Source organism: Agromyces sp. Soil535, from assembly GCF_001428255.1.
In the GTDB taxonomy this organism is placed as follows: domain Bacteria; phylum Actinomycetota; class Actinomycetes; order Actinomycetales; family Microbacteriaceae; genus Agromyces.
The window spans coordinates 92,264-116,152 of the sequence record NZ_LMRW01000028.1 but is presented as its reverse complement, the minus strand read 5'-3'; the positions used below and the strand labels follow the sequence as shown (position 1 = coordinate 116,152).

The 23,889-nt window shown below is 72.0% G+C and carries 24 protein-coding genes and 1 riboswitch; of the genes, 6 read left to right on the top strand and 18 right to left on the bottom strand.

What is annotated here, in order from left to right; translation table 11 throughout:
* Positions 1 to 130 precede the first annotated feature (130 nt).
* Positions 131 to 769: a hypothetical protein gene (locus ASG80_RS21225; RefSeq protein WP_056734511.1), complete on the bottom strand. Its 639-nt coding sequence runs from the start codon at positions 767 to 769 to the stop codon at positions 131 to 133.
* A 10-nt stretch (positions 770 to 779) separates the two neighbouring features.
* Positions 780 to 1,247, bottom strand: a complete 468-nt coding sequence (locus ASG80_RS21220) for a hypothetical protein (RefSeq protein WP_156402004.1) — start codon at positions 1,245 to 1,247, stop codon at positions 780 to 782.
* A 632-nt stretch (positions 1,248 to 1,879) separates the two neighbouring features.
* Here ASG80_RS21220 and ASG80_RS21215 point away from each other — a divergent pair.
* On the top strand, positions 1,880 to 2,137 hold the full coding sequence (locus tag ASG80_RS21215; RefSeq protein WP_056734508.1) for a hypothetical protein: 258 nt from the start codon (positions 1,880 to 1,882) through the stop codon (positions 2,135 to 2,137).
* A 201-nt stretch (positions 2,138 to 2,338) separates the two neighbouring features.
* Here ASG80_RS21215 and ASG80_RS21210 read toward each other — a convergent pair whose 3' ends face one another.
* From ASG80_RS21210 to sigK, 3 genes are all read right to left on the bottom strand, one after another.
* A complete protein-coding gene (locus ASG80_RS21210) occupies positions 2,339 to 3,379 on the bottom strand; it encodes an LLM class F420-dependent oxidoreductase (protein WP_056734506.1) in 1,041 nt (346 codons plus the stop codon).
* 100 nt (positions 3,380 to 3,479) lie between these two features.
* Positions 3,480 to 4,289 (bottom strand): anti-sigma factor, encoded by an 810-nt coding sequence (locus ASG80_RS21205; protein WP_056734504.1) that lies wholly within the window; start codon positions 4,287 to 4,289, stop codon positions 3,480 to 3,482.
* On the bottom strand, positions 4,286 to 4,879 hold the full coding sequence (gene sigK / locus ASG80_RS21200; RefSeq protein ID WP_056734502.1) for an ECF RNA polymerase sigma factor SigK: 594 nt from the start codon (positions 4,877 to 4,879) through the stop codon (positions 4,286 to 4,288). Before sigK ends, ASG80_RS21205 begins: the two co-directional genes overlap by 4 nt.
* Before the next feature lie 264 nt (positions 4,880 to 5,143).
* Here sigK and ASG80_RS21195 point away from each other — a divergent pair, with 264 nt between their 5' ends.
* Positions 5,144 to 6,319 carry a MarP family serine protease gene (locus tag ASG80_RS21195; protein ID WP_056734499.1) on the top strand — a complete coding sequence of 392 codons (1,176 nt, stop codon included), beginning with the start codon at positions 5,144 to 5,146 and terminating at the stop codon, positions 6,317 to 6,319.
* Positions 6,320 to 6,321: 2 nt separating this feature from the next.
* On the opposite strand, the gene ASG80_RS21190 is transcribed toward ASG80_RS21195, so the two are convergent.
* Positions 6,322 to 7,254 (bottom strand): aldose 1-epimerase family protein, encoded by a 933-nt coding sequence (locus tag ASG80_RS21190; protein WP_056734498.1) that lies wholly within the window; start codon positions 7,252 to 7,254, stop codon positions 6,322 to 6,324.
* Positions 7,251 to 8,096, bottom strand: coding sequence for a DeoR/GlpR family DNA-binding transcription regulator (locus tag ASG80_RS21185; RefSeq protein WP_056734493.1), 846 nt, complete (start codon positions 8,094 to 8,096; stop codon positions 7,251 to 7,253). Before ASG80_RS21185 ends, ASG80_RS21190 begins: the two co-directional genes overlap by 4 nt.
* A gap of 82 nt (positions 8,097 to 8,178) precedes the next feature.
* Here ASG80_RS21185 and galT point away from each other — a divergent pair, with 82 nt between their 5' ends.
* On the top strand, positions 8,179 to 9,309 hold the full coding sequence (galT, locus tag ASG80_RS21180; protein WP_056734491.1) for a galactose-1-phosphate uridylyltransferase: 1,131 nt from the start codon (positions 8,179 to 8,181) through the stop codon (positions 9,307 to 9,309).
* On the top strand, positions 9,306 to 10,463 hold the full coding sequence (gene galK / locus ASG80_RS21175) for a galactokinase (protein ID WP_056734489.1): 1,158 nt from the start codon (positions 9,306 to 9,308) through the stop codon (positions 10,461 to 10,463). Before galT ends, galK begins: the two co-directional genes overlap by 4 nt.
* Positions 10,464 to 10,488: 25 nt before the next feature.
* On the opposite strand, the gene ASG80_RS23800 is transcribed toward galK, so the two are convergent.
* Both ASG80_RS23800 and ASG80_RS21165 read right to left on the bottom strand, forming a co-directional pair.
* Positions 10,489 to 11,184 carry a helix-turn-helix transcriptional regulator gene (locus tag ASG80_RS23800; protein WP_156402003.1) on the bottom strand — a complete coding sequence of 232 codons (696 nt, stop codon included), beginning with the start codon at positions 11,182 to 11,184 and terminating at the stop codon, positions 10,489 to 10,491.
* A 358-nt stretch (positions 11,185 to 11,542) separates the two neighbouring features.
* On the bottom strand, positions 11,543 to 12,046 hold the full coding sequence (locus ASG80_RS21165; protein ID WP_056734484.1) for a YbaK/EbsC family protein: 504 nt from the start codon (positions 12,044 to 12,046) through the stop codon (positions 11,543 to 11,545).
* 57 nt (positions 12,047 to 12,103) lie between these two features.
* Between ASG80_RS21165 and ASG80_RS21160 the strand changes: the two genes are divergently transcribed.
* Both ASG80_RS21160 and ASG80_RS21155 read left to right on the top strand, forming a co-directional pair.
* Positions 12,104 to 13,411, top strand: a complete 1,308-nt coding sequence (locus tag ASG80_RS21160; RefSeq protein WP_056734482.1) for an APC family permease — start codon at positions 12,104 to 12,106, stop codon at positions 13,409 to 13,411.
* 37 nt (positions 13,412 to 13,448) lie between these two features.
* Entirely contained in the window at positions 13,449 to 13,985 is a 537-nt protein-coding gene (locus tag ASG80_RS21155; RefSeq protein WP_056734480.1) for a gamma carbonic anhydrase family protein, read from the top strand.
* A 28-nt stretch (positions 13,986 to 14,013) separates the two neighbouring features.
* Here ASG80_RS21155 and ASG80_RS21150 read toward each other — a convergent pair whose 3' ends face one another.
* The 9 genes from ASG80_RS21150 to ASG80_RS21110 all read right to left on the bottom strand — a co-directional run bounded on the left by ASG80_RS21150 (position 14,014) and on the right by ASG80_RS21110 (position 23,755).
* Positions 14,014 to 15,324, bottom strand: coding sequence for a DUF6716 putative glycosyltransferase (locus ASG80_RS21150; protein ID WP_056734479.1), 1,311 nt, complete (start codon positions 15,322 to 15,324; stop codon positions 14,014 to 14,016).
* Positions 15,321 to 16,196: an N-acetylneuraminate synthase family protein gene (locus tag ASG80_RS21145; protein ID WP_056734478.1), complete on the bottom strand. Its 876-nt coding sequence runs from the start codon at positions 16,194 to 16,196 to the stop codon at positions 15,321 to 15,323. The genes ASG80_RS21150 and ASG80_RS21145 overlap by 4 nt, the downstream gene beginning before the upstream one ends.
* Positions 16,193 to 17,518, bottom strand: a complete 1,326-nt coding sequence (locus ASG80_RS21140; protein WP_082590835.1) for an acylneuraminate cytidylyltransferase — start codon at positions 17,516 to 17,518, stop codon at positions 16,193 to 16,195. Before ASG80_RS21140 ends, ASG80_RS21145 begins: the two co-directional genes overlap by 4 nt.
* 123 nt (positions 17,519 to 17,641) lie before the next feature.
* Complete coding sequence (locus ASG80_RS21135; protein ID WP_056734477.1) at positions 17,642 to 18,526, bottom strand: bifunctional methylenetetrahydrofolate dehydrogenase/methenyltetrahydrofolate cyclohydrolase; 885 nt, start codon at positions 18,524 to 18,526, stop codon at positions 17,642 to 17,644.
* Positions 18,527 to 18,658: 132 nt separating this feature from the next.
* Entirely contained in the window at positions 18,659 to 19,951 is a 1,293-nt protein-coding gene (gene glyA, locus ASG80_RS21130; protein WP_304439135.1) for a serine hydroxymethyltransferase, read from the bottom strand.
* A 67-nt stretch (positions 19,952 to 20,018) separates the two neighbouring features.
* Positions 20,019 to 20,100: riboswitch (ZMP/ZTP riboswitch) on the bottom strand.
* Positions 20,101 to 20,141: 41 nt separating this feature from the next.
* Complete coding sequence (locus ASG80_RS21125; protein ID WP_056734673.1) at positions 20,142 to 21,479, bottom strand: DJ-1/PfpI family protein; 1,338 nt, start codon at positions 21,477 to 21,479, stop codon at positions 20,142 to 20,144.
* Positions 21,480 to 21,481: 2 nt separating this feature from the next.
* Positions 21,482 to 21,877, bottom strand: a complete 396-nt coding sequence (locus ASG80_RS21120) for a hypothetical protein (RefSeq protein WP_056734475.1) — start codon at positions 21,875 to 21,877, stop codon at positions 21,482 to 21,484.
* Positions 21,878 to 22,025: 148 nt separating this feature from the next.
* On the bottom strand, positions 22,026 to 22,664 hold the full coding sequence (locus ASG80_RS21115) for a response regulator transcription factor (protein ID WP_056734470.1): 639 nt from the start codon (positions 22,662 to 22,664) through the stop codon (positions 22,026 to 22,028).
* Positions 22,661 to 23,755, bottom strand: coding sequence for a sensor histidine kinase (locus ASG80_RS21110; protein ID WP_056734469.1), 1,095 nt, complete (start codon positions 23,753 to 23,755; stop codon positions 22,661 to 22,663). Before ASG80_RS21110 ends, ASG80_RS21115 begins: the two co-directional genes overlap by 4 nt.
* Positions 23,756 to 23,889: the final 134 nt, after the last annotated feature.

Sequence of the window (23,889 nt, the reverse complement as noted above, 5' to 3'; positions counted from 1 at the left end):
ATACCGGGCCGCAGAACGCCTCTCGGCGCGAGGCCGCTCGGAGCGGCGAATATTGGAGCCCGGGGTTACTGCGGCCCGGCACACCCAGTCTAAACGAGGCGCGGGGGTGGTTCATTCCCGCCCCCGGGGCTCAATCGAGCGAGTCGCGGCGCCAGAGCCGCGCGCACGACGCGAACTCGTCGGCGAGCTGCGTGAGGCGCAGTGCGCGCTGCGTGAGCTCGCCGGGCCGATCGGGGTGGACGGCGTCCGAGGCATCCGCATCGTCGGCGAGGCTCGCGAAGCCCGCCGCGACCACCCGTGCGAACGCGGCCGCCCGCTCGAGGGCGACGGCGAAGTCGCCGGCGAACACTCCCTGCAGGATGCGGTCGGCGAGCTCCTGCACCTCCGCGGGACCGGCCGGCACGGGTGCGCCCGCGACGACCTGGTCGATGGTGTGCGACACCTCGGTGCCGCGCTGGAACGCGAGGCTCACCCCGAGCGGGTCCTGCCGGATCAGCGTGCGCAGCAGGTAGACCCGCCAGAGGGCGCCGGGCAGGCTCTTGGCCGACGCGTGCGACCACAGCTCGGCGATCGCGTCGATGCCGTGTTCGTCGGTGTACGTGACGAGTCGGGCGACGACGGCCGGGTCGGGGTCGGCCCGCACGCGCGACAGGATCGCCGCGGCGGTGTCGTGTGCGACGCGGCTCAGGTGCGCCGGATCCTCCGCCCCGAGGAAGCCCTCGAACATGCCGGGCGGGAAGCGCGTGGGTCGGTGGTAATCAGAAGCCATCCCGGAAAGGCTACTCTCTGGTGCTGTGCACGCGAAGCATGAGCGCCGTGCGCCAGTCATCGCCCATGCGCTCGTAGGTGACCCTGGCATGGCAATTGCGGCAGCGCACGTCGCACTTCGCGATCTCGGCGCTGACGCGCGCCCACGAGTACGCCGCCTTCGCGAGTTTCATCACCTCGGCCGACTTCTCGGTGCCACCGCGATGATCGAAGTCGAGAACGCGGATGTCGCGCTCGCCGCAATCGACGCAGGAATGGTCGAGCAGGTACTCTCCGATTCGCTTGATATGAGCGGCGCGCGTCTTCGCGACTTGTGCGGCGACGGCCTTCCGGTGCTTCTCTACGTTCTCAGCGTAATAGCGCTTCGAGCGGGCCTTGTTGCAGTCTCGACAGACCGACTGATGACCGTCGGGGGAAGCAGCGCGTGCGTTGAACTCCGAGTAATCGAGTGACCTTCGGCACGTGGAGCACGTCTTCACATCGACGATGCTAGATCGCACGTGTGACACGGCAGTCTCGACTCCGAAAGACCTCTGTCAACCTCGACGATGGGCGCGGCCTGTTAGTGTAATCAACGCCCCTATAGCTCAGTTGGTTAGAGCAACGGACTTCAACAACAAATGGAGCGCCAGTGCAGAAATGCGCTGGATGAACGCCGCTATATGCTGGGACACCCTGAGAGCCTGAGGTACTCGCCCGTCACGGGCAGTGAAAATCCGAGGGATTGGGCAATCAGCAGGTAACCGCAAGGGAACCTCAGAGACTACACGCGGCGCACCTGACCGAGGGAGTCGAAGGTGAAGATATAGTCCAGACTGCAAGCCGCAGCGCGGTGGCTGGGGAAACTCAGTGCAGCAGGTTAATCCGTGGGTCCAGGGTTCGAGTCCCTGTGGGGGCACCACCGCTCGGTCGAATGCACGATCGACCTCCGGCTGTCAAGGGCCTACCGGCCGGGGCCCGCTCGGCGTAAGACTGGTCTCACGGGTCGCGAGCGACCCGGAGAGGCCGGCCGGGCCGGCCGGCACTGCGCACCACGCGCATCCCAGGACGTGTCGGCCGGTCCCGGTCCATACGTAGCGCGTAGACCGGATTCGATGGGGAATGGTGCGAGATGCCCGCCCGATACGACACGACCACTCGCTCCCGCGTGGAGTTGACCCCGCTCAGCGCCAACGCCTGGCGCGTGTGCGACGACCGCTTCGAGGCCGGCGACATCCGCCGCATCGTGGGATACCTGCAGGACATGGACGGGGAGTTCGAGATGCTCTGGATGCGCCCGCACCCCGGCGCCGTCTACAGCCACCCCACGATCGAGGCCGCCGTCGAGGCGATCTCGGTGCGTCTCGAGCGCACGTCCCACGTGGACTGACCGGCGTTCGACCGGGCACCGCTGGACGGGCGTTCGAGCTACTCGGGTACCCCTGCATCCTCGTAGGGCTCGAACGTTCCCGCCACGGCGGCTCCTCCCCAGGTTCCCCTTCCCGCACCACATCGTACGGGTGACACTCACGCTAATGGCGGCCGGGCACGCGCACCAGTGCTTTGCCCCGTTTTGGGGTACGGCAGTGTCTCAGCCGACGAGGGCGCGGAACCCCGACATCAGGGCGATCCGCTCGGCGGAGTTCCGTGCGAGCGGCGTGACGGTGAGCGTGGTGACGCCGGCCGCGCGGAACGCGGCGACGCGTTCGGCGACGTACGACCCTGGACCGATGAGCGACACTGCCCGCACGAGCTCGTCGGGCACCGCGGCGATCGCCTCGTCCTTGCGCCCTTCGAGGTAGAGGTCCTGGATGCGCGCCGCCTCCGCCTCGAACCCGTAGCTCGCGATGAGGTCGTTGTAGAAGTTCTTGCCGCGTGCACCCATGCCGCCGACGTAGAGCGCGAGCTGCGGTTTCACGAGCGACAGCACGGCCTCGGGGTGATCGGTGATCGCCAGCGCGGGACTCGCGAACACGTCGAGGGGCCCGAGGTCGGCCGTGCGCTTCGCGGTGCCGGCGGCGAGCGCGTCGCCCCAGACCTCTGCTGCGCGCTCCGGGTGGAAGAACATCGGCAGCCAGCCGTCGGCGATCTCGGCGGTCTGCTCCACGGACTTCGGGCCGAGCGACGCGATCGTGATCGGGATGCGCTCGCGCACCGGGTGGTTGATGAGCTTCAGCGGCTTGCCGAGGCCGGTGCCCTCACCCTCAGGAAGCGGGATGTGGTACTTCGCGCCCTGGTGCACGACGCGCTCGCGCCGCCAGGTCATGCGGCAGATCTCCACGATCTCGCGGGTGCGGGCGAGCGGCGCGTCGTAGCGCACGCCGTGGAAGCCCTCGATGACCTGCGGTCCGGATGCCCCGATGCCGAGCTCGAAGCGGCCGTCGGAGACGTAGTCGAGGCCCGCCGCCGTCATCGCCGTGAGCGTGGGGGTTCGCGTGTAGATCTGCAGGATGCCGGAGGCGAGCGTGATGGTCGACGTGCGCGCCGCGAGGAAGCCGAGCTGGCTGATCGCGTCGAAGGAGTAGGCCTCGGGCACCGCGATGAGGTCGACGCCCGCGCGCTCGAGCTCGGCGACCTCGTCGGCGACCTCGCGGAATCCGCCCGCGTAGTTCAGGAACATCCCGACGCGCATCCGTCACTCCTCGTCGTGTGCTGGCCCGGCGCCGTGTCGACGGGCACCTCAGACCATAACCGACGCGCGACGACGTGCACGCGCCGTTGTGCACTCCCGACTACGTGGGGATGACCACGATGGGTTCGGTCGTGGGTTGCGGCGAACCGCCGGCAGGTTCGACGGTGATCCCGACCGCGACGCCCGGCGTGAACGAGCCGTCGAGGATCCGCCACGCATCGTCGCCAGAGACATCGAACGTACCGGCCGAGGAGGCGCCGGCATCGTCGATGTACCAGAGCTCGTACGTGAGGTCGGCGCCGACGTCGGGCAGGCCCTCCACGACGACCGCCGAGCGGCCCTGCTCAGCCGACGAGACGAGCGTGACGTCGCCGCCACCCGCGACCTCGTGCGTCTGCGTCTGCGCGTCGGGAGCGGACGCGATCGCCGCCATCTCGCGCTGCGCTCCCCAGCCGTTGGGCCCCGGCCATCCGACACCGACGACGACGCCGGCGATCAGGACGACCGCAGCCGCGGCCGCGGCGATGATCGGGCCGGTGCGCCGGAACCAGCGGCGGCGTGCGGCGGACTCCGCGGGACCGGCGGGCGCGGCATCCGATGCCGGGAGACGGGACGCGTCGTCGAGCCCGGCCATGAGCCGGTCGCGCAGCGACGACGGAGGGGCCACCGGTTCGGCGAGCTCCGCGAGATGCGCGGCGGTCACGGCGTAGGCGTCGACCTCGCCGCGGAGTTCGGGCGACGTGGCGAGGCCGCGCTCGAACTCGGCCTGCTCGTCGGCGTCGAGTGCGTCGAGTGCGTAGGCGGCCGCGAGCCCGTGGAGCGCCTCGACCGAGGACGGCACGCCGGCACGCGCGTCGGCGTCGCGCCGCTCGCGATCGAGCTCCTCGTCGTGGCCGTTGCGACCGGTCATGTCGTCACCCCCAACGCGATCCTCAGGCGGATCATCCCGTCGCGCAATCGCGTCTTCACCGTGCCGAGCGGCACGTCGAGACGCTCGGCGATCTCGCTCTGGGCGAGCCCGCCGTAGTAGGCGAGCGCGACGCACTCGCGTTGCAGGTCGGTGAGCTCGCCGAGCGCGCCCTGCACGCGTTCGTACTCGATGCTCGTCTCGGCCGCCTCCGCGACGGTGTCCACGGGCACGTCGAGGTCGCGGATGCCGATGCGCAGCTCGCGGTCGCGCGCAGCCTGGGCCGACCGGATGCGGTCGACGGCCCGACGGTGCGCCAGCGTGAACATCCACGCGACGCCGCTGCCCTTGGCGGCGTCGAAGCGGGCGGCCGTCTGCCAGATCTCGAGGTACACGTCCTGCGTCACCTCCTCGGCCTGCGCCGGGTCGACGATGAGGCGGCGGACGAGGCCGAAGACACGCGGCGAGGTCTCGTCGTAGAGCGCGCCGAACGCCGCGCGGTCGCCGCGCCCGACCCGCCCGAGCAGCTCGTCGACGGTCGGACGCGACGCCGGCGAGCGGTCGCCGCCGTCGTCTGCCACGCGTCCAAGCATGGCAGGTCAGGGCCATCGTGCCGCAGCATTCCACGCGGCGACGCGCGGGACGGTGCGCCCGCCGTCGGAGGACGAGTGCCAAGGGTGATCACGGGGCCTCCTGCTTTCTCGGTCATCGGTGATTCGCAGCCGAGGGCGGATCCGATTGCTGCGACGTGCCGCTTGCAGCAGTCTCGAAGGCGGATGCCGCAGGCTGGACGTCCGCGACGCGCGTCCCGGACAGGACGGAGGCGCGCGACCCGACACGACGGAAACGGAGCGAACATGGGCTGGAGCCTGGTGCTCGACGTGCTGCTCGTGCTCGTGTTCATCGGCGCGGTCGTCAACGGGTATCGAGCCGGCCTCCTGCGCACCGCCGCCGGCCTCGTGGGCCTCATCCTCGGCGGGATCGCCTCGTACTTCGTGATGCCGTGGGTCGCCTCGTTCATCCCGGCGCCAGAGTGGCGGGCTCCGGTGGCGATCGCCGCGGCCCTCGTGCTGCTGTCGGTCGGCGCCTGGCTCGGCGCCGTGGTCGGCCGGGCGCTCCGGCATGGCGCGCGGGCGGCGAAGCTCGGAGTGGTCGATCGCGTGCTCGGCGCCATCGGCAACCTCCTCGTCACCGCCCTCGTGGTCGCGCTCGTCGGCTCGGGCGTCTCCGCGATGGGCGTGCCCGTGCTCTCACCCGCGGTGGCGGGCTCCAGGGTGCTCACGGTCCTCGACCAGCTCACGCCCGCGCCGGCCCGCACGCTGCTCGCCGAGTTGCGCACGGCGGCGCTCGGCGAGGGCATCCCATGGCTCGTCGAGGTGCTCGACGGCCCGACGGAGGCACCCGAACTGCCGACGGGCGGCATCGACGACGCCGAGCTGGCCCGCGCCGCGGCATCCGTGGTGCGCATCACCGGCACGGCCTTCGAGTGCGGCAGCAGTCTCTCGGGCAGCGGGTTCGTGGTCGCCGAGAACCGCATCGTCACGAATGCGCACGTGGTCGCGGGCGTCACCGAGCCGATCGTCGAGGCTCCGGGCCAGCCGGCCGTCACCGGGCGCGTCGTGGCCTTCGACCGCCAGAACGACCTCGCCGTCATCGCCGTGTCGGGGCTCGCGACACCGCCCCTCGCGATCGCGGAGGTCTCGGCCGGCTCCGACGCGGCCGTCGCGGGCTACCCGTTCGGCGGACCGCTCGAGCTGCGGGCGGCGCGCGTGATGTCGGTCGCCCCGATCACGATCGAGGAGTCGGGCCGCACGTCGACGCGCGAGATCATGACGCTCGCGGCCGACGTCGACCACGGCAACTCCGGCGGTCCGGTGCTGACCGGCGACGGCGTCGTGAGCGGCGTGGTGTTCGCGAAGTCCGACTCGGTCGAGAACGTCGGCTACGCCATCCCGGTGTCGACGCTCACGCCGGTCGCGGTGCAGGCGCCGGCGCTCGACGCGCCCGTCGACTCGGGCTCGTGTGTCGGCTGACTTCAGCCGGCGCTGAAGCCCTCGAAGCGGATGCCCCAGGTGAGCTGCCACTCCTCGCCCGGGCCGAGCCAACGCAGGCCCCGACCCGAGTTGAACGCCTCAGCAGGCGCCGTCATCGGCTCGACGGCGATGGCGACGTCGCCGTCCTCGCCGGGGAACTCACGCGTGGTGAACACCTGGACGTAGTCGAACTCGTCGTCGGCCCAGATCGACACGCTTCGGCCGTCAGGTGCCGTGAGCGTGTGCAGCACCTGTCCGTCTTCGCTGGCGAGCTCGCCGAAGGCGTCGTCGAGGTCGACCTCGCCGACCCGCCGCCCCTCACGGAAGTCCCATTCGGTGTCGTCGACGGGCACCTCGCCGGTCGGCAGCAGGCGGTCGTCGACCTCGATGTGGCTCGCCGCGTCGAGGCGGAGCGTGAGGTCGGCCGTCGGCACGCCGCCGATCTTGAGGTACGGGTGGGAGCCGATGGCCACGGGCGCCGCGTCGACGCCGAGGTTCTCCACGTAGTGGGTGACCTGCAGCCCGTCGGCGACGAGCTCGTAGTGCACCGCGGTGCCGAGCAGGAACGGGTAGCCGAGCTGCGGGTAGATCGTGGCCGAGAGGGTGACCGAGTCGCGTTCGCGCGCGATCGGCTTGTACTCGGCATAGCGCAGCAGGCCGTGGATCGCGTTGTTCCGCGCGGGCTCGGTGATGGCGAGCTGGCGCTCGACGCCGTCGTGGGACCAGCGGCCGTCGCGGATGCGGTTCGGCCACGGGGCGAGCACGATGCCGGCCCCCATCGGCTGCGCCAGGTCTTCGGCGTAGGGCGGGACGAGGTCGATGCCGTTGATGCTGAGGGTGCGGATGCCCGCCGCGACCGCGGTGATGGTGGCCTGCAGTTCGCCGCTCGCGGTCGACGTCTGGAGCACGAACTGCTCACCCGTGGGAAGAGTCATGGATCCACCTTAGGGTCTCGTGCGAGGTGCACCGCGAGCCCTGCGGCCTCGAGCTCGGCGACGAGCGGCAGCGGCGCTGCGGCATCCGTCACGAGCACGTCGAACGCGTCGATCGGCGCGATGCGGCCGAGGTGCACCTCGCCGAGCTTGGAGCCGTCGGCGACCACGATCGAGCGCGCGGCGGCGCGCATCATGAGCGACTTCACGGACGCCTCGGGCAGGTTCGCGTTGGTCACCCCGTGCACGGGGTCGACGCCGTTGCAGCCGATGAACGCGAGATCCACGTGCACCTCGTCGAGCATCGAGCCCGCCAGCGGATGCACGAGCGAATGCTGCTTCGGGCGGAGCGTGCCGCCGGTGACCACCACGGTGAACCGCGGGATCTCGTCCTCGAGCTCCAGCGCGATGGAGAGTCCGTTCGTGAACACCACGAGGTCGTCGACGTCGGTGCGGGCGCGCAGGGCCCGGGCGATCTGCAGCGTCGTGGTGCCCACGTCGAGGATGATGCTCTGGCCACTGCGCACGAGCGACGCGGCGTGCTCGCCGATCAGCCGCTTCGGCTCCACGGATGCCGCGAGCGCCTCCTCGAACGTCGGCTCGCGATCCGGCCGCTCGGCCTCGAGCAGCGATGAGGCAGGCACCGCGCCGCCGTGCACGCGGCGGATCGCGCCCTGGCGCTCGAGCGCATCGAGGTCGGCACGCGCCGTGACGGTCGTGACGCCGAACGCGGAGCTGAGCTCCGCGACCCGCACGAATCCGCGCTCGGCGACGAGGGCGAGCGCGAGCTCGCGGCGGCGAGGAGCGTCGAGCGGCGCACTCGTCGTGGTCGCGGCATCCGTCATACGGGAATTCTCCGCGTCTCGCGAGGGCTTTGCAATACGAAACTCAGTTGTTTGCGAAACGAAAGTCGCGTATCGTGGCCGCGTGCAGACCGATCCACGCATCACCGTGCGCCCGTCGACGCTCGCCGACGGCCGCGAACTCATCTACTTCGACGACGCCGACACCACGTTGCCGCCCGAGCGCGCCATCGACGAGCGCGAGCTCGATCCGCGACCCGCGACCGCGCACATGCGGCAGGATCCGCTCACCGGCGAGTGGATCTCGATCGCCGCCGCGCGGCAGAATCGCGTCTTCCTGCCCCCCGCCGACCTCGACCCGCTCGCCCCCCAGCGCCCGGGCAACCCGTCGGAGATCCCGAGCGACTACGACGTCGCCGTGTTCGAGAACCGATCGCCGTCGTTCGGCCCCGAGGTCGCCGCACCGGATGCCTCCAGCGCAGACGCCCTGGCCGACCTCCGACGCGTCGGCCTCGAGCGCACGCTGCCCTCGGTGGGGCGCTGCGAAGTGGTCTGCTTCAGCCCCGAGCACGAGGGCTCCTTCGGCACGCTGAGCGTCTCGCGTGCCCGCACGGTCATCGAGGCGTGGGCGCAGCGCACCGCCGCGCTCTCGGCCCTGCCCGGGGTCGAGGAGGTGTTCCCGTTCGAGAATCGCGGACGCGAGATCGGCGTCACCCTGCCGCATCCGCACGGGCAGATCTACGCCTACCCCTACGTCACGCCGCGCACCGAGCGGCTGCTCGCCGCCATCGACGCCTACGGCCCCACGCTCATGGCCGACATCCTCGAGCGCGAGCGCAACGGCCCCCGGATGCTCCTCTCGGGCGAGCACTGGACGGCGTTCGTGCCGTTCGCCGCACGCTGGCCGATCGAGGTGCACCTGCTCCCCCACCGGCACGTGCCCGACTTCGCCGCGACGACCCTCGCCGAGCGCGACGAGCTCGCCTCGCTCTACCTGCGGCTCCTGCGCGGCGTCGACCGGCTCTACGACACGCCGACGCCCTACATCGCCGCGTGGCACCAGGCACCCGTGCACGAGGGACGCGACGACGTGCGGCTCATGCTGCAGCTCACCAGCCCGCGACGGGCCGCCGACAAGCTGAAGTACCTCGCCGGCTCGGAGGCCGCGATGGGAGCTTGGATCGGGGATGTCGTCCCCGAAACGCAGGCGGAGGCGCTGCGCCGCGCGATCGGAGAGCTCGGGGTCGAGGCATGAGCGGGGTCGCAGAGGCGATGCACGGATTCGCCGAGTGGTACGGACGGAAGCCGATCGGCGCCTGGTCCGCCCCCGGACGGGTGAACCTCATCGGCGAGCACACCGATTACAACGACGGGTTCGTGTTCCCGTTCGCCATCGACCACCGCACCGCCGTGGCGCTCGGCGACCGCGATGACCGCGTCATCCGGGTGGCCTCCAGCTTCACCGCCGAGCCCGTCGAGATCCACGTCGACGAGCTCGCGCCCGACGCCCTCGACGGGTGGGCGGCCTACCCGCTCGGGGTGGCGTGGGCCCTCGGCGAGTTCGGCGCCGACCTCGAGCATGTGCGGGGCGTCGACCTGTACATCACGAGCTCCGTCCCGGTCGGCGCCGGGCTGTCGTCGTCAGCCGCGATCGAGTCCGCCGTGGCGCTCGCGCTCGACGAGCACTGGGGTCTCGGCTTCGACCGGTCGACGCTGGCGAAGGTCGGCCAGCTCGCCGAGAACCGCGTGGTCGGTGCGCCGACCGGCATCATGGACCAATCCGCGTCGCTCCTCGGCGAAGCGGATGCCGGCGTCTTCCTCGACTGCCGCAGCCTGGACGCCGACGTGATTCCGCTCGGCTTCGCGGCGGACGGCCTGTCGCTCCTCGTCATCGACACGAAGGTCGAGCACGCCCACGCCTCGGGCGGGTACGCGGCGCGGCGGGCATCGTGCGAGGCCGGCGCGCATGCGCTCGGCGTCGACTCGCTGCGCGACGTCCGGCTCGACGACCTCGAGCGCGCCGCCGACGTGCTCGACGACGAGACCTTCCGCCGCGTGCGGCACGTGGTGACCGAGAACCAGCGCGTGCTCGACACGGTGCGCACGCTCCGGGAGCACGGCCCTGGCGCCATCGGCCCGTTCCTCGATGCCTCGCACGTGTCGATGCGGGACGACTTCGAGATCTCGGTGCCCGAGCTCGACCTCGCGGTCGCCACCGCGCAGGCGCACGGCGCGATCGGCGCGCGTATGACGGGCGGCGGGTTCGGTGGCTCGGCCATCGCGCTCATGATCGACGCGCTCGTGCCGGTCGTGACGCGCGAGATCACCGCGGCCTTCGCCGAGCGCGGCTATCGGGAGCCGGGGATCTTCACGGTGCACCCGAGCCAGGGCGCCCGGCGCGACGCCTGACGGACGACGCGGGCGACACGAGCGGTCATTGCTCGCATCGACACGTGCAGGCGTCCGCACACGCGCGGCGCTCCCAACAGGTACTTGAGCAGCTGCAGTCGAGCTCGAGCAGCGCGGCTGCCCGCTGACGCACGTCCCGAGTGCGCGCGGCGCGTCGATCACGCTCGAGCAGCGCAAGGCCACGCAGGGTCGGCTGATCATCGATCGCGCCGGCGTCCCGCGTCACCCGCCGCCGGTCTCGTTCGGGTCGATGGTGGTACCACGCCTGCGGCATCGGACGATCGTGATGGGCTTTGAGCATCGCCGACACCGGCCTGTCGGACGGGACACGGACGTCGAGATGGGCGGGCATGCGGCGCCCGGCGTTATCGCGAAGGACGTCATGCGGAACGGGTACGACCTCGACCCCATCTCGGTCGAGGACTGCAATGCGAAGGTCGGCGAGCGCCAGGATCCGGGCCAGCAGCGGCAGACCGATCCGACGTCGCGCCGACTCGATGCGTGCAACCTGCGATTGGTCGAGGCCGAGTGCATTGCCGAGATCACGCTGACGCAGATCGCATGTCCGCCGCACGCGCATCACGAGTCCAGGCACGTCGATGGCAGGCCCTTCGCCGCCGATCCCACCGGGACCGGTCCCCTCGGGACCGACCCCCTCAGGCCCACCCTCATCCGATCCGACCTCATCAGGCCAGCGACGATACGTCCGTTCTTCAGTCATCGGCTCAACTCCCTCCGCCGGAGCCTCTCAACCCGCACCGACATCGGCTCGCACGTCCGAAATGACGTCATCCGGCGAATGACTCCGGCATTGATGCCAATTCGGCATCAGTGCCGGAGCCTGTACGGGGTGGCGGCATCAGAGCGGAGCCTGTGGACGGGTGCGGCAGCAGTGCCGGAGTCTGTACACGGTTGCGGCATCAGGCCGGAGTCTCCGCAGTCCGAGGAAGTGGATCGCATGGTGAGAGAGTCCGACGTGGGGAGAGTCGCGATGTGGAGAGTCCCGATGTGGAGAATCCCGACGTGGAGAGCGTCTGCGGCGTGGGCCGCGGCGACGTCGCGAAGCGTCGGTTCGCCGCTCAGTGGGCGGCGTGCGGCTCGACCGCGCGCGGAGTGCCGCCGGTGATGCGCACGAGCTCGTCGAACGTCGTCGGGAACACGGTCTTCGCGTGCCCCGCGGCCGCCCACACCACGGGATAGTCGGCGAGCTGCACGTCGACGATGGTGTGCACGCGCGACGGATGCCCCACGGGAGCGACCCCGCCGATGACCTGCCCGGTCGCCGCCTTCACGGTCTCCTTCGACGCGCGCCGGATGACACCGCCGAGCTCGGCGCCGAGCCACTCCGTGTCGACGCGGTGAGCGCCCGAGGTGAGGACGAGGATGGGTTCGTCGTCGAGGGTGAACACGAGTGAGTTCGCGATCTGGCCGACCTCGACGCCGAGCGCGTCGGCCGCGAGCTGCGCCGTCGTCACGGCGTCGTCGAACCAGACGATCCGCGGCTCGACGCCCTGCGCGGCGAGGGCGGCGGCGACGCGGTCGACGGCGGCGTGCGAGAGGGCGGACGACGGCTCGGAGGGCATGCGTCGATCCTACGATCCCGCCACGCTCGGTCCACGTCGGTGGAGTAGGGTTCCCGCGTGACCGCCGCACCACGACCCGCCCATGATCGCCTCGCCCGCCGGCTCGGGCTGCGCGACGCGGTCGCGATCGGCCTCGCCGCGATGATCGGCGCGGGCGTCTTCGCGGTGTGGGCGCCCGCCGCGCAGGCCGCGGGCGCGTGGCTCCTCGCGGGCCTCGCGATCGCCGCGTTCGTCGCGTTCGCGAACGCGGGTTCCACGGCCCAGCTCGCCGCGCGCTACCCCGAGGCGGGCGGCGCCTACCGCTACGGCCGGGAGCGGCTCGGGGCGTGGCCGGGCTTCCTCGCCGGGTGGGGGTTCGTGATCGGCAAGACCGCGAGTTGCGCGGCGATGGCCATCACGGCGTCTGCCTATCTCGTGCCGGCGGCGTGGCAGAGGCCGGTCGCCGTCGGCGCGGTCGTCGCGCTCGTGGGCGTCAACGTGCTCGGCGTCACGCGCACCGCGCGTGTCGCGTCGGTGATCGTCTCAGCCGTGATCGCGGTGCTCCTGGTCGTCGTGGCGGCGGGCATCGCGGCGTTGGCTGGGCCCGGCCCGGCATCCGCGGGCCTCGGCACCACGGATGCCGCCGGGGCGGCGCCCGTGGACGGACCCTACGGCGTGCTCCAGGCCGGCGCACTCGTCTTCTTCGCCTTCGCCGGCTACGCCCGCATCGCGACCCTCGGCGAGGAGGTGAAGGATCCCGCCCGCACGATCCCCCGTGCGATCGCGATCTCGTTCGGCATCGTCGTGCTCCTGTACGCCGCCGTGGGCACCGCGGCACTCGGCGCGCTCGGGCCGGACCGGCTCGCGGCATCCACGGCTCCGCTCGTCGACGTCGTGGGCGTCGCGGGCTGGTCCTGGGCCGAACCGGTCGTGCGCATCGCGGGCGGCGTCGCCGCGCTCGGGTCGCTGCTCGCCCTCATCGCGGGGGTCGGGCGCACGAGCCTCGCGATGGCGCGCGACGGCGAGCTGCCGCGCGCGCTCACGCGGGTGCATCCGCGGTTCGGGGTGCCGCACGTGGCCGAGTTGACGGTGGGGGTGGCGATCGTGGCACTCGTGCTCGTCGCCGACCTGCGCGGTGCGATCGGGTTCTCGTCGTTCGGCGTGCTGCTGTACTACCTCGTCGCGAACGCGTCGGCGCTCACGCAGCAGCGCGCCGAGCGGCTGGTGCCGCGCTGGCTGTCGTGGGCGGGCGCGATCGGATGCGTCGTGCTCGTCGCCACGCTGCCGCCCGTCTCCATCGTTGCGGGCGTCGCCGTGCTGGCCGCCGGTGTCATCGTCCGCGCCGTCCGCGTGGCGCTGCAGCGGCGCCGGGCCGGAGAGGGCTGAGGCGACTTCGTCGAGGCCGCCCGCGTAGGCTGGCGCCATGAGCGCAGACCCCTCCGCCCGCATCCTGACCATCGCCGGCATCCCGGCGCCCGTCGTCGACGAGCGGGCGTTCGTCGCGGCCGGTGCAGTCATCGTCGGGAACGTGCGCCTCGCGGGCGGATCGAGCGTCTGGTACAACGCGGTGCTCCGCGCCGAGGCCGAACCGATCGCGCTCGGTGAGGAGTCGAACCTGCAGGACGCCGTCGTGTGCCACGTCGATGCGGGCTTCCCACTCACGATCGGTCGCGGTGTCTCGGTCGGCCACGGCGCGGTGCTGCACGGCTGCACCGTCGAGGACGACTGCCTGATCGGCATGGGCGCGACCGTGCTGAACGGCGCGGTCATCGGCTCGGGTTCGCTCGTCGCGGCGGGGGCGGTCGTGCTCGAGGGCACCGTCGTCCCGCCCGGGTCCCTGGTCGCCGGCGTGCCGGGGAAGGTGCGGCGCGAGCTCTCCGATGAGGAGCGAGCGGGCATCCGCCGCAACGCCGCCGCGTACCTGCGGCACGTCGAGGAGCACACCGCACCGGTCGACTAGCCGCGCGACCAGTGGCCGGCGGCGGCCGTCAGGCGCGCAGCGGTGCGAGCCTCGCCCGGAGGCGCCTGACCCGCCGCACGACCCACCGCGCGGGCACGGCGACCGCCATCGCGAGGCCGCCACCGAGTGAGCGGTCGTGATGCCCGAGCATCCGCTTGCGCTCGAACGCGCGACGCAGGGCCCCGCCGGTGAGGTTGAAGCGCCGCACGGTCGGTGGCAGTCCGTCGCGCTGTCGACTGGCCAGGAGGCCCTCGAGGTGCTCGAGCCAGTCGTCGGCGTCGGGCCCGTGGAAGTAGTTGTCGTCGAGCCACGACGGATCCGGATGGCGCGCCGCGCCCGTGACGACCGCCTCGGCGCCGCCGAACAGCCCGCTGCCGACGAACACGGTGTTGATCAGCTTCGGCGCCACACCGAACTCGTCGATCACGAGCGACGGAACGCCCTCGGCCACGGCCTCCAGCACGGCGGTGGAGCTCACCGTGACGAGTGCCGACGCCCGTGCCAGGTGCTCGGCCATGGGGCCGTCCTCCACGACCAGGTTCGGGGGCAGGGTGCCTCCGAGCTCCGCGCGCACCTCGGGATCCGCGAGCAGCTCGCCGTAGTCGTACGATTCCGCGTGCGTCTGCGCCTCGCCGGCGCGGGCGCGCACCTTCACGACGACGCGCCGGTGCGGACGGCGGCGTGCGGCATCCGCCAGCCAGCCGAGGAGTCTCACGCGGTCCTCACGCTGGGCCGGGACCTTCGCCTGCGCCGCGAACACGAGATCGGTGCGGTCGGCGTCGAAGCCCACGGCGGCCGTGTCCGACGAGCCCGCGGCACCGACAGGGGCGGGCTCCCGCGCCGCGACGCGCAGGAACGGCAGCGTCGCGAGCCCGAGCTCGATGGGCACGCCGAGATGGCCGGCGTTCACCCCGAACTCCCGCACCTCGCGACGGCTGTGCAGCACGATGAGGTCGACGCGCTCGCGGTAGACGATGGCCTTCGGCTCGGCAGGGATCGTGAGGCCGGGGAATCCGCTCACGAGCACCGGCCGGTCGGCGCCGTCGATCACCGGCACCACCACGCGCACGAGCGGCCCGCGCAGCGCGAGGAGCACCGCGTCCGGACGCAGGTCGGCCAGCAGGCGGCCGAGCTCATGGAGCTCCCGCACCTCGACGTCCGACGGCGCGAAACGCGAACCCGCGAGCGCGACATCGAGCTGACGTGCGCTGGGCTGCGCGGGCGTCGCCACGACGACCACGCGCGCGCGCCAGGCATCCGGGGGAAGCTGCGACGCGAGCGCAGCGCCCCATTTGACGTACGAGTCGGTGTCGGCGACGACGAGGAGCGCCTGGCTCACGCGGGCACCCGGCGCAGCTTGGCCCGGGGTGCCACCTCGCCCGGGAACACGCGCTTCACGCCGTCGCCCATCGCCTCGCCGATGATGCGGATGTCGCGCACGAGGTGCTGGAGGCCCTGCGGCTCGAGCGAAGCGGACTGGTCGCTCCCCCACATCGCGCGATCGAGCGTGATGTGCCGCTCGACCGCGACCGCGCCGAGCGCGACGGCGGCGAGCGAGATCTGGAGCCCCCGCTCGTGCCCCGAGTACCCCACCGGCACGCCGGGGTACCGGCGCTGCAGGGTCTCGACCATGCGGAGATTCGCCTCCTCCGCCGGCATCGGGTAGCTCGAGGTGGCGTGCATGAGCACGAGGCGGTCGGTGCCGAGCGCCTGGACGGCGCGGTCGATCTCGTCGATCGTCGACATGCCGGTGGAGAGGATCACGGGCTTGCCGGTGCGGGCGACGGCGTCGAGGAGCTCGATGTCGGTCACCGACGCGGAGGCGATCTTGTGCGCGACCACGTCGAGCCGCTCGAGGAACTCGACCGACGGCACGTCCCACGGCGACGCGAACCAGTCCACGCCGGCGCGGAGCGCGTACGACGCGATCTCGAGGTACTCGGCCTCGCCGAACTCGACGCGACGGCGGTAGTCGAGGTAGGTCATCGTGCCCCACGGCGTCTCGCGGAGCACGTCGCGCATGTGCTCGGGCGTCGCGATCTCGGGCGTGCGCTTCTGGAACTTCACCGCCTGCGCGCCGGACTCCACCGCCACGTCGATGAGGCGCTTCGCGATCTCGACGTCGCCGTTGTGGTTCAGGCCGATCTCGCCGATCACGTAGACGGGCATTCCTGGGCCGATCACCGATCGGCCGATGCGCACGGATGTCATTCGCTCACTCCTCCTCGTCGCGGGTGCCGGTCTGCACCCGCCGTCGTCCTGGCTCCGACGATGAGGTCGGAGAGTTCCCGCACGGCCCCGTCGCCGCCTCGCCGCTCCAGCACATGGCGCGCCGCGGCGAGTACCTCGGGCGCCGCATCGGCCACCGCTATGGGCCACCCGACCTCTGCGAGCGCCGGCAGGTCCCCGCGGTCGTTGCCGAGGTAGGCGATGCGGTCGAGGCGGATGCTGCGGGCGACCGCCCAGTCGCGCAGCACGGCCCCCTTCTCCGCAACGCCCTGTGCGCATTCCACGCCGAGCTTCTCGGCGCGCCGCCCCACGACGGGGTTCTCCTCGGCGGAAAGGATGAGCACGGGTACGCCCGCCGCCCTGAGCCGCGCGATGCCGTGGCCGTCGCTGCGGCTCACGCGCACGGTCTCGCGCCCGAGCTGATCGACCATCACGGTGTCGTCGGTGTGCACGCCGTCGAAGTCGGTGACGAGCGCGTCGACGTCGATGAGCGGATGCCGCGCGTCGCCGACGCCGCGCCCGACCGCGGCGAGGCCTCGGTCGATGTGGGTCGCCAGGGCCCGCGCCCGCTCGAGGTCGGCGGCGTCGTCGATCTCGAGCGCATGGTCGGGGTGCACGGGCTGGATGCCGATGCGGCCGAAGAAACGATGGCCCGCCTCGCGGAACCCGTCGGTGCGGAACACGTAGAACGCGCCCGTCTCGGCGTACTCGGGCTCGCGGTCCTGACGGCGTGGGCGGTGGGCGGCGTCGTGGTTCACGCCGGCGGCGCCCGCGACGGCGTCATCGCGCCAGAGGAAGACATGCGTCGGCGCGGCGGAGAACACGGCGTCGCGCTCCCCCTGCGCGACGCGCTCGATCGCCGCGTCGAGGTCGGCCGGATCGATGAACGGCGATGTGGCCTGGATGAAGACGGTGAGGTCATCGGGGCCAGGGGTCTCGTGCCCGAGCGCCTCGAGTGCGTGCAGGAGCGCCGACTCGCTCGACGCCGTGGCGCCCGCGAGCTCGGCCGGTCGGCGGACGATCTCGGCGCCCGCGTCCCGCGCCGCCTCGGCGATGCCGTCGTCGTCGGTCGTGACGACGACGCGGCCGACGCGCGTTGCGGCGAGCGCGGCGCGCACCGCGCGGGCCACGAGCGGCACGCCCCCGACCCGTGCGAGGTTCTTGCCCGGGAGCCCCTGCGAGCCGCCGCGGGCCGGGATGATCGCCGTCGCGAGCGCGACCGGTGCGGCCGGCTGCTCGGCGTCGACGACGCGCCGAACGCGCACGGGTCCTGCGAGCGCGTCGAGGAGCTCGGCTTGGTTCATGGCGCGAACCTATGCGCGCAGTGCGGCGTGCCGGTGCACTGGCGGTGAACAGCCGGCGACCGGCAGGTCGACAGCGGATGCCGCAGGCAGGCAGCCTGCGGCATCCGCTCGGGTTCGCTCGGGCTAGCGCCGCAGGCGCTGCTCGGCCGCCTTGACGACGTTCGCGAGCAGCATCGCGCGGGTCATCGGGCCCACGCCGCCGGGGTTCGGGGAGAGGTGCCCGGCGACCTCGGCGACTCCGGGGTCGATGTCGCCCGTGAGCCGGTCCTTGCCGGTCTCCTCGTCCTGCACACGCGTGATGCCCACGTCGAGCACGGCCGCCCCGGGCTTCACCCAGTCGGGCTGCACCAGGTGCGGCACGCCGACGGCCGCGACGACGATGTCGGCGCGACGCACCTCCGCCGCGAGGTCGGTGGTGTGCGAGTGCGTGAGCGTCACGGTGGCGTCGAGGCCCTTGCGCGTGAACACCAGGCCGAGCGGGCGGCCCACGGTGAGTCCACGGCCGATCACCGTCACGTGCTGCCCTCGGATCGGCACGTCGTAGCGACGCAGCATCTCGACGATGCCGGCCGGGGTGCACGGCAGGGGCGAGTGCAGGTCGCCCTCGATGCCGAGCACGAGCCGGCCGAGGTTCGTCGGGTGCAGCCCGTCGGCATCCTTGTCGGGGTCGATGAGCTCGAGCATCGCGTGCTCGTCGTGCCCGGCGGGCAGCGGCAGCTGCACGATGTAGCCCGTGACCTCGTGTGCGGTGTTCAGGTCGTGGATCGCCCTGCGCACGTCGGCCGTGGTCGCCGACGCGGGCAGGTCGACCCGGATCGACTCGATGCCGACCTCGGCGCAGTCGCGGTGCTTGCCCGCCACGTAGGCGCGCGACGCGGGGTCGTCGCCCACGAGGAGCGTCCCGAGTCCCGGCACGACTCCGTGGGCGCGCAGCAGCGCGATGCGCGACGCGAGCTCCCCCTTCACGGCCGTCGCGGTCGCGATGCCGTCGAGCGTGATGGCGGTCATGTTCTCTCCTGCCTGGCCGGCCGCAATGCAGGAAGTATCGTGCGACACGCCGCGTCCGGGTATTCGCCCTCGGCGTGTCGGGCCGGATCTTCCTGCATTGCGATCTGCGTGGTGGTTGCTCCGATACGGACGCTACTGCTGCAGGCCGGGGTAGAGCGGGAACACCGCCGTGAGCGCCTCCACTCGGGAGCGGAGCGCCGCGACATCCGCCCGGCCCTGCAGCGCGAGCGCGATGATGTCGGCGACCTCGGTGAACTCGGCGTCGTCGAAACCGCGGGTCGCGAGCGCGGGCGTGCCGATCCGAAGACCCGAGGTGACCATCGGCGGGCGCGGGTCGAACGGCACCGCGTTGCGGTTCACGGTGATGAGCGCCTCGTGCAGCAGGTCCTCGGCCTGCTGGCCGTCGATCTCGGAGGTGCGCAGGTCGGCGAGCACGAGGTGCACGTCGGTGCCGCCGGTGAGCACGTCGACGCCCGCGGCGCGGGAGTCGTCGGCGGTCAGGCGCTCGGCGAGGATCTGCGCGCCGCGGATCGTGCGCTCCTGGCGGTCCTTGAACTCGGCGGATGCCGCGATCTTGAACGCCGTGGCCTTGGCCGCGATGACGTGCATGAGCGGGCCGCCCTGCTGGCCGGGGAACACATTGGAGTTGAGCTTCTTCGCGAGCTCCATGTCGCGCGCGACGATGAAGCCCGACCGGGGGCCGCCGATGGTCTTGTGCACGGTCGAGCTCACGACATCGGCGTGGGGCACCGGCGACGGGTGCAGCCCTGCGGCCACGAGGCCGGCGAAGTGGGCCATGTCGACCCAGAGCTTCGCACCGACCTCGTCGGCGATCTCGCGGAACGCGGCGAAGTCGAGGTGACGGGAGTACGCCGACCACCCGGCGATGATGACCTGCGGCTTGTGCTCGAGGGCCTTGTCGCGCACCAGGTTCATGTCGACGAGGAACGTCTCGGGGTTGACGCCGTAGGACACGGCGTTGTAGAGCTTGCCCGAGAAGTTCAGCTTCATGCCGTGGGTGAGGTGGCCGCCGTGTGCGAGCTCGAGGCCGAGGATGGTGTCGCCGGGCGTGGCGATCGCCGCGAGCACGGCCGCGTTCGCGGTGGCGCCCGAGTGCGGCTGCACGTTCGCGTACTCCGCGCCGAACAGGCTCTTCGCGCGCTCGATGGCGAGCGACTCGGCGATGTCGACGTATTCGCAGCCGCCGTAGTAGCGGCGTCCGGGGTAGCCCTCGGCGTACTTGTTGGTGAGCACGGAGCCCTGGGACTGCAGCACCGAGACCGGGACGAAGTTCTCGCTCGCGATCATCTCGAGGTAGTCGCGCTGCCGCCCGAGCTCGAGCTCGAGGACTTCGGCGATCTCGGGGTCGACCTCTGACAGCGGGGCGTTCAGCACCGATTGCTGGGAAATGGCGGATTCGGCCAAGACTGGCTCCTTCATGACATGCGGACCTGATGGGTGCTGCTGCGAGCGCGACTCGCGCGGCAGCAGGCGCACCGGCCCAGGCGAGCGGTCGGTCCGTGCCAGTCGCTCCCCGATGGGTACCCATCTCAACGCCAGTCGCGACGCTCGCAAGCATAGCAATGGATGCCTCGTGCGGCGCGTCCCGGCGACGTCAGCGTTCGCCGACCGCTTCGGCGGGCGCCGGATCCTCCCGTCCGGGCCTACGGCGGCCGCCTCGGATCAGCGCGAGCACCCCGAGCGCCGCGAGCACCCCGAGCACGGCAAGGCCGATGGGCCTGAGCGTCTCGGTCCATGGCCAGGCCGGCCCGCTGAGGGCGAGGCCATCGACGGGATACTCGAGGACCTTGGCCGTCCACAGCGCGGTCGCGACATCCGTCGTTCGTGCGAGGTCCTGCAGCACGCCGTCGTACGGGAACCCCGGCGCGTGGTGCGGGTGCACCGGCTCCGGCCCGGCGATCGCGGCGTGCTCGGTCGTGCCGGGCACGACGAGCCGGTCGAGGCCGTCAGCGGTCTTGGTCCTCGGCACGAAGGTGAGGCCGTGGCGCGACCGCACCGGCCCCGTGCCCACGGCGACCGTGCCGAAGGCCAGCGACTGGCCGTACGTGTCGAAGACCGAGGCCAGCTCGATCTCCCCGACCCCGTCGGTGAGGAGCACGCCCGTCGTGGGCCGGTCCCAGCCGAACAGGATGTTGAATGCCGCGACGGCATCGGATGCCTCGAGGTCAGCCTGTTGCATCCGGGCCGGGCCGCCCGGGTGGTGGTGCGGCCAGCCGATCGCCTCGGCGGCGTCGGCCGCGGCATCCGCACCGATGAGGCGTTCGACCACGCGCAGGGTGCCGTCGATGCCCGACAGGATGCCCGCCGTGCTGATGACGTCCCCGTCGTCGACGTACCTCGTGCCGCGCACCCAGTCCACGGGCGGGTAGCGGCGCTCGAACTCGTCGATGCGCAGCCAGTGCGCGGTGGCCTGGCGTCCGTCGAGGAGGCCGGCCGAGGCGAGCACGCCGGCCCCGTTGCAGACGCTGAGGAGCAGCGCTCCCCCGTTCGCCTGGGTGGCGAGCCAGTCGGTGACGGGCTTCGTCGTGGGTTGGCCGACATCTGGCATGGCGGGGACCACGACGACGTCCGCCGACCCGCCGAGAAGATTCTCGAGGCCGGCGAAGGTGAGGTCGGGCACGAGGTCGAGCCCGCCGGTCAGCGGGACCGGGTGCGAATCGGATGCCACGGTGTAGACGTTGAACTCCCCCGTGGTGGCGAGGATCTCGTAGGGGGCGAGCGTATCCGACACGACGGCGCCCCTGTCGCCGACCACGACGACCGCGGTCGGCTTCGACGGGTCGTGCGCCACCAGTGCGGGCGGCGGGGAGGCGCCGTCGGTTCGCGGCGCATTGAGGGCGGTGAGGGTGCCGATGACGGTGGGAGCGCCGAGGGCGGCGGGAAGCGCCAGTGCGGCGAGCACGAGCACGACGGTCCTGAGGACGGCGTGCATGGTCACCACCCGTACTCGTGTCGGCGGTGCAGCATCGCGACCAGCATGGCGGGGACCATCAGCAGGTGGCCGGCCGTCATCAGCGCCATCGCGGGCAGCGCCCCGGCCCAGTGGAACGGCAGCAGCACCAGGAACGGCAGGTACATCGCGGCGGACATCTCGGCGATCGCGGCCAGGCCGTGGCCGCGGATCCGCATCCACACGGCCATGCCGAGCGACATGTTCGTGGCCATCACGAGGACCTGCGCGGTGGTGTTCTCGCTGAACTCCGGCCAGGCGAACGACCAGACCGGCTCCAGCACGATCATGCCCACCACCATGGCGATCACCATCTCCAGGGCGTGTCGCGCGAACCGCAGCGCCGGGTGTCGGCTGGCGGTCGCCTCTTCGTGGTTCATCTCGACTCCTCGTGGGTTCCACTGTTCTGACACAGGGAATCCTCGGCGGAGTGCACGGGCGCCGTCAGGTGCCGAAGGTCATGCTCCGGGTCACGTTCCGGGGTGACCCGGGACCGATGCCCGGGCACCGGCGCCGCGCACCGACGGGTCAGAGGATGCCGAGGTCCCGCGCGCGGAGGGCGGCCTGCGTACGATCGCGCACCTCGAGCTTCGACAGCACGTTGGTGACGAGGTTCTTGACGGTTCCCTCGGCGAGGAAGAGGGCGCCGGCGATCTCGCGGTTGCTTCGCCCCTCGGCGAGCAGCCGGACGACGTCGACCTCCCGACCCGACAGCGGATGCTCCGGCGTCGGCTGCTCCTGCGGCAACCGCGCCACCCGTGCCACGACCTTCGCGGCCACCGACGGCTGGAGCACGGACTCGCCTCGTGCTGCCGCGACGAGTGCCTCGACGAGCCTCGCCGAGGTCACGTCCTTGAGGAGGTACCCGACGGCGCCGGCGCGCAGCGCGGCGAACACGTCCTCGTCGTCGTCGAACGTCGTCAGGGCGAGCACCCGGACGTCGGGCTGCTCCGCGCGGAGGCGCGCGGTGGCGGCGATCCCGTCGAGCACGGGCATCCGCAGGTCCATGAGGACCACGTCCGGGTGCAGCTCGTCGCTCCGCCGTACCGCCTCCTCGCCGTCGCCCGCCTCGCCGACGACCTCGATCCCCTCCTGCACCTCGAGGAGGGTCGTGAGCGCCTCGCGGAAGAGCGCCTGGTCGTCGGCGACGAGCACGCGGATCGTCATCCCGGCACCTCCACGGTGAGGGTGAGTCCCGCGGCGCCGGCCGGGTCGAGGGACACCCGCCCGCCCAGGTTCGCCGTCCGCTCGCGCAACCCGGTGAGCCCGAAGCCCGCGGCCGGCCCCTCGGGAAGGCCGCGGCCGTCGTCGCGCACCTCGAGCCGGACGTGATCCGCGCCTCGGTAGTCGAGGACGACGGTCGTGCTGCTCGCGTCCGCGTGCTTGCGGACGTTCGTGAGACCCTCCTGCGCCGCCCGGAAGAGCGACTCCTCCACCTCCGCGCGGATCGGGCGGGCCCGGCCGCGGATCTCGAGCTCGGTCGGAACGCCCGCCTCGGTCGCCTCCGCGGTCAGGGTCTGCAGGGCCTCCGCCAGGGCGGGGCGGTGCTCCCGCAGGGCGGCCACCGACCGTCGCACCTCTGCGAGGGCCTGCCCCGACTGCTCCTGCGCCTTGCCCAGCATGGCGTCGAGGCGCTCGGGGTCCGCGGTGCGGATGACGGCGCGAGCCGCCTCGAGCAGCATCTGCACCACGGTCAGGTGATGTCCCACGCCGTCGTGGATGTCGCGCGCCAGTCGGTTGCGCTCCTGGATGGTGGCCAGCTGCTCCGCCTGGGCGGCGTAGCCGCGCAATCGCTCGTTGGCCTCGGCGAGCTCGGCCCTGGCCTTCCGTTCCCGCACGAGGAGCTCCGTCACGACGAGCGTGAAGGTCGTGACCGCGAGCGTGCCGAGGCCCTCGCGCAGTCCGTCCTGCCACTGCATGCCTAGGTGCACGAGCGGGATGGCGGCGGCGACCGCGGCCGCGGCCGGCAGCGGCAGGAGCAGGACGCTCTGCGAGACGAGGACCACGAGGAGCAGGATGGCGCCGACCGCCGCCCCCGAGAGCGAGAACACCGCGAAGCCCAGCGGCAGCTGCACGCCGACGAACGCCACCGCCCACCAGATCGAGCGCCCCTGGACGAAGCGGAACCCGAAGATCGCGAGCATGGAGTAGGCGAGGCCGACGAGCAGGGTCGCGAGAGCCTGCTGCTCGAAGCTCGCGGACCCGAGCGGCAGCGTCACGTACGCGACGACGGTGAGGATGGCCAGAGCCCACTGCACCGTTCCACTGTGGGGGACGCGGTGTCCGGGGTCAACCGCGCCGATCGTGGGCGGCGGCCGGGCGCCGCGTCGGCGATCTTGGAATCTCCCCCTGACATTGCCCGCCCGCACATGGCAGGATGGACTCCGCATCA